The organism is Ammoniphilus oxalaticus (genome assembly GCF_003609605.1).
GTDB lineage: Bacteria > Bacillota > Bacilli > Aneurinibacillales > RAOX-1 > Ammoniphilus > Ammoniphilus oxalaticus.
Genome location: NZ_MCHY01000005.1, coordinates 1 through 3,230, shown reverse-complemented (window position 1 = coordinate 3,230; position 3,230 = coordinate 1). Strand labels below are relative to the sequence as shown.

Genomic DNA, 3,230 nt, shown 5'->3' with positions numbered 1-3,230 from the left:
TAATAATATAACATACTAACAAAATAAATTCAACAGTAATATTATGGATATACAGATGAGTTTTTTTAAAAGACAAGAGATAATATATCATGATTGTTTTTTAAGAGACAATATTAAATTACTGGAAAAAATAAAGACTGAGACAGATCTGTCTTAGTCTTTATTTTTCTTTTCGGTAAAAACGAACTTTATCCTACCTTCAATTTTGGTTGGGATAATTCTAAAGCGTGAGGTATCCTGATACTGGTCCTGTACATAATTAATTATGTTTTCGTTCTCTAAACACAAGTCCACTAAATAGGCTGCTAAGGCGGTTTTAGTTGTTCCGCATGCCATTGCCAGACGATCTAATTTTTCATGGACTGCTTTATCTAAAGACGAATTAACTCTAATTTTTTTGTTAGATCGTTCAGGTCGCCTACTTACCCTTACCTCTCTCATAACAAATTACCTCCATTTTATAGGTTTATATCGGGAACACTGTTACTCAGTAACAGTGTTACTCAGTAACTATGAGGGGAGGGGAGAGTTTAGAAGCGAACATTACATAAAAAAAACAAAAAGTCCTATTCATATGAATAGGACTGATTTTAATATGTATGGTGGGCCCAAGTGNATGGTGGGCCCAAGTGGACTCGAACCACCGACCTCACGCTTATCAGGCGTGCGCTCTAACCAGCTGAGCTATGGGCCCCTTATGGAGCGGGTGAAGGGAATCGAACCCTCGCGACCAGCTTGGAAGGCTGGAGTTCTACCATTGAACTACACCCGCATTTTAAATTAAATGGTCGGGAAGACAGGATTCGAACCTGCGACCCTCTGGTCCCAAACCAGATGCGCTACCAAGCTGCGCCACTTCCCGAAAATGGCGTGCCCGGAGAGACTCGAACTCCCAGCCTTCTGATTCGTAGTCAGACGCTCTATCCGATTGAGCTACGGGCACATAATATGTTTTTTTAAAGGAATAGATTGGTGCCGAGGACCGGAATCGAACCGGTACGGTAGTTACCTACCGCAGGATTTTAAGTCCTGTGCGTCTGCCAGTTCCGCCACCCCGGCATCTAATAATGGCACTGTTTTCTATTATGGAGCGGACGACGAGACTCGAACTCGCGACCCCAACCTTGGCAAGGTTGTGCTCTACCAACTGAGCTACGTCCGCATGGTGCGGGTGAAGGGAGTCGAACCCCCACGCCAAAGGCGCTAGATCCTAAGTCTAGTGCGTCTGCCAGTTCCGCCACACCCGCATTGATTTTATATCGTTTAAAATGGTGAGCCATACTGGACTCGAACCAGTGACTCCCTGATTAAAAGTCAGGTGCTCTACCAACTGAGCTAATGGCTCTTAAAATGGCTGGCCCGCCTGGATTCGAACCAGGGCATGACGGAGTCAAAGTCCGTTGCCTTACCGCTTGGCTACGGGCCAATATTTCGAATGGTGGAGGGGGACGGATTCGAACCGCCGAACCCTTAGGGAGCGGATTTACAGTCCGCCGCGTTTAGCCACTTCGCTACCCCTCCAAAAGTGGTGGCTTGGGACGGAATCGAACCGCCGACACGAGGATTTTCAGTCCTCTGCTCTACCGACTGAGCTACCAAGCCTTTTTTTACTTTTTAATAAATGGCGGAGCTGACGGGGCTCGAACCCGCGACCTCCGGTGTGACAGACCGGCGTGAACTCCAACTTCACCACAGCTCCATAATGGTGCCGGCTAAAGGACTTGAACCCTCAACCCCCTGATTACAAGTCAGGTGCTCTACCAATTGAGCTAAGCCGGCATTAAAAAAATATATTTTAGATTGGTGGGCGCTGACGGGATCGAACCGCCGACCCCCTGCTTGTAAGGCAGGTGCTCTCCCAGCTGAGCTAAGCGCCCTCTTTTGGTGACCCGTAGGGGATTCGAACCCCTGAATGCATGCGTGAAAGGCATGTGAGTTAAGCCACTTCTCCAACGGGCCATTATTTAAAAGCGACAAGTAATAATTTATCATGGTTTGTCTATGATTTCAATGGTTAAATTTTGAAAATGTGTTTTTTGTTGTATTTTTATGGCGGAGGGAGAGGGATTCGAACCCCCGTGGGCTTGCACCCTAACGGTTTTCAAGACCGCCCCGTTATGACCACTTCGGTATCCCTCCGCATTATTTTTTTCACCTATGGTGCGGTCGGCGAGACTCGAACTCGCACGATCTAATGACCACTACCCCCTCAAGGTAGCGTGTCTGCCAATTCCACCACGACCGCATGGTGGGCCCTGCAGGACTTGAACCTGCGGCCAATCGGTTATGAGCCGACCGCTCTACCAGCTGAGCTAAGGGCCCCACTGGCGTCCCAGAAGGGATTCGAACCCCTGACGCACGGCTTAGAAGGCCGTTGCTCTATCCAACTGAGCTACTGGGACATTTTTGGAGGGAGCACCCGGATTTGAACCGGGGAATAAAGGTTTTGCAGACCTGTGCCTTACCCCTTGGCTATGCTCCCTTTATGGGGCGATCGATGGGAATCGAACCCACGAATGTCGGAGCCACAATCCGATGCGTTAACCACTTCGCCACGATCGCCATTTTGGCAGGGACAGTAGGAATCGAACCCACACTAGAGGTTTTGGAGACCTCTGTTCTACCGTTAAACTATGTCCCTAAATTGGTTGCGGGAGCAGGACTTGAACCTGCGACCTTCGGGTTATGAGCCCGACGAGCTACCAACTGCTCCATCCCGCGTTAATGGTAGCGGCGGAGGGGATCGAACCCCCGACCTTACGGGTATGAACCGTACGCTCTAGCCAGCTGAGCTACACCGCCTTCTTCTTTTTATAAAATAATGGTGCTCCCGACAGGAATCGAACCTGCGACCTCATCCTTACCATGGATGCGCTCTGCCTACTGAGCTACAGGAGCACTGTGGCGGAGAGTGAGGGATTCGAACCCTCGCGGCAGTTGCCCACCCTAACGGTTTAGCAAACCGTCCCCTTCGGCCTCTTGGGTAACTCTCCATGGTATGGCAGAGAGGAAGGGATTCGAACCCTCGATACGCTCACACGTATACACGATTTCCAATCGTGCTCCTTCGGCCAGCTCGGACACCTCTCTATTTTTAAAAATAACAAATAAAACAACCCCCTGCCGACCAGGGACAGAGGGTCTATTTGTTATGTATGGCTCCTCAGGACGGACTCGAACCGCCAACCTACCGGTTAACAGCCGGTTGCTCCACCATTGAGCTACTGAGG

At 49.3% G+C, this 3,230-nt stretch carries 1 protein-coding gene and 27 tRNA genes; all 28 read right to left on the bottom strand.

Annotation, left to right across the window (positions count from 1 at the left end; translation table 11 throughout):
* Positions 1 to 153: 153 nt before the first annotated feature.
* The 28 genes from BEP19_RS01995 to BEP19_RS01860 all read right to left on the bottom strand — a co-directional run bounded on the left by BEP19_RS01995 (position 154) and on the right by BEP19_RS01860 (position 3,090).
* Positions 154 to 441: a hypothetical protein gene (locus tag BEP19_RS01995; RefSeq protein WP_120188170.1), complete on the bottom strand. Its 288-nt coding sequence runs from the start codon at positions 439 to 441 to the stop codon at positions 154 to 156.
* A gap of 176 nt (positions 442 to 617) precedes the next feature.
* Positions 618 to 694, bottom strand: a tRNA-Ile gene (locus BEP19_RS01990).
* Between the two features lie 4 nt (positions 695 to 698).
* Positions 699 to 772: transfer RNA gene (locus BEP19_RS01985), tRNA-Gly, on the bottom strand.
* 13 nt (positions 773 to 785) lie between these two features.
* Positions 786 to 862: transfer RNA gene (locus BEP19_RS01980), tRNA-Pro, on the bottom strand.
* Between the two features lie 4 nt (positions 863 to 866).
* Positions 867 to 943: transfer RNA gene (locus BEP19_RS01975), tRNA-Arg, on the bottom strand.
* Positions 944 to 970: 27 nt separating this feature from the next.
* Positions 971 to 1,059 (bottom strand) — tRNA-Leu (locus BEP19_RS01970).
* A gap of 27 nt (positions 1,060 to 1,086) precedes the next feature.
* Positions 1,087 to 1,162: transfer RNA gene (locus BEP19_RS01965), tRNA-Gly, on the bottom strand.
* 1 nt (position 1,163) lies between these two features.
* Positions 1,164 to 1,247 (bottom strand) — tRNA-Leu (locus BEP19_RS01960).
* Positions 1,248 to 1,269: 22 nt separating this feature from the next.
* Positions 1,270 to 1,345 (bottom strand) — tRNA-Lys (locus BEP19_RS01955).
* Between the two features lie 6 nt (positions 1,346 to 1,351).
* Positions 1,352 to 1,426: transfer RNA gene (locus BEP19_RS01950), tRNA-Gln, on the bottom strand.
* Positions 1,427 to 1,436: 10 nt separating this feature from the next.
* Positions 1,437 to 1,521: transfer RNA gene (locus tag BEP19_RS01945), tRNA-Tyr, on the bottom strand.
* A gap of 5 nt (positions 1,522 to 1,526) precedes the next feature.
* Positions 1,527 to 1,602, bottom strand: a tRNA-Phe gene (locus BEP19_RS01940).
* A gap of 20 nt (positions 1,603 to 1,622) precedes the next feature.
* A tRNA-Asp gene (locus tag BEP19_RS01935) sits at positions 1,623 to 1,699 on the bottom strand.
* A gap of 4 nt (positions 1,700 to 1,703) precedes the next feature.
* Positions 1,704 to 1,779 (bottom strand) — tRNA-Thr (locus BEP19_RS01930).
* A gap of 22 nt (positions 1,780 to 1,801) precedes the next feature.
* Positions 1,802 to 1,877 (bottom strand) — tRNA-Val (locus tag BEP19_RS01925).
* Positions 1,878 to 1,882: 5 nt separating this feature from the next.
* Positions 1,883 to 1,959, bottom strand: a tRNA-Glu gene (locus tag BEP19_RS01920).
* A gap of 91 nt (positions 1,960 to 2,050) precedes the next feature.
* Positions 2,051 to 2,139, bottom strand: a tRNA-Ser gene (locus BEP19_RS01915).
* A 19-nt stretch (positions 2,140 to 2,158) separates the two neighbouring features.
* A tRNA-Leu gene (locus BEP19_RS01910) sits at positions 2,159 to 2,245 on the bottom strand.
* Between the two features lies 1 nt (position 2,246).
* Positions 2,247 to 2,322: transfer RNA gene (locus tag BEP19_RS01905), tRNA-Ile, on the bottom strand.
* 3 nt (positions 2,323 to 2,325) lie between these two features.
* Positions 2,326 to 2,402 (bottom strand) — tRNA-Arg (locus BEP19_RS01900).
* A gap of 5 nt (positions 2,403 to 2,407) precedes the next feature.
* A tRNA-Cys gene (locus tag BEP19_RS01895) sits at positions 2,408 to 2,482 on the bottom strand.
* Between the two features lie 4 nt (positions 2,483 to 2,486).
* A tRNA-His gene (locus BEP19_RS01890) sits at positions 2,487 to 2,562 on the bottom strand.
* A gap of 5 nt (positions 2,563 to 2,567) precedes the next feature.
* Positions 2,568 to 2,641, bottom strand: a tRNA-Trp gene (locus BEP19_RS01885).
* Between the two features lie 4 nt (positions 2,642 to 2,645).
* Positions 2,646 to 2,721 (bottom strand) — tRNA-Met (locus tag BEP19_RS01880).
* A 4-nt stretch (positions 2,722 to 2,725) separates the two neighbouring features.
* Positions 2,726 to 2,802: transfer RNA gene (locus BEP19_RS01875), tRNA-Met, on the bottom strand.
* A gap of 20 nt (positions 2,803 to 2,822) precedes the next feature.
* Positions 2,823 to 2,898, bottom strand: a tRNA-Thr gene (locus BEP19_RS01870).
* Positions 2,899 to 2,902: 4 nt separating this feature from the next.
* A tRNA-Ser gene (locus tag BEP19_RS01865) sits at positions 2,903 to 2,993 on the bottom strand.
* A gap of 6 nt (positions 2,994 to 2,999) precedes the next feature.
* Positions 3,000 to 3,090, bottom strand: a tRNA-Ser gene (locus tag BEP19_RS01860).
* Between the last annotated feature and the right edge of the window lie 140 nt (positions 3,091 to 3,230).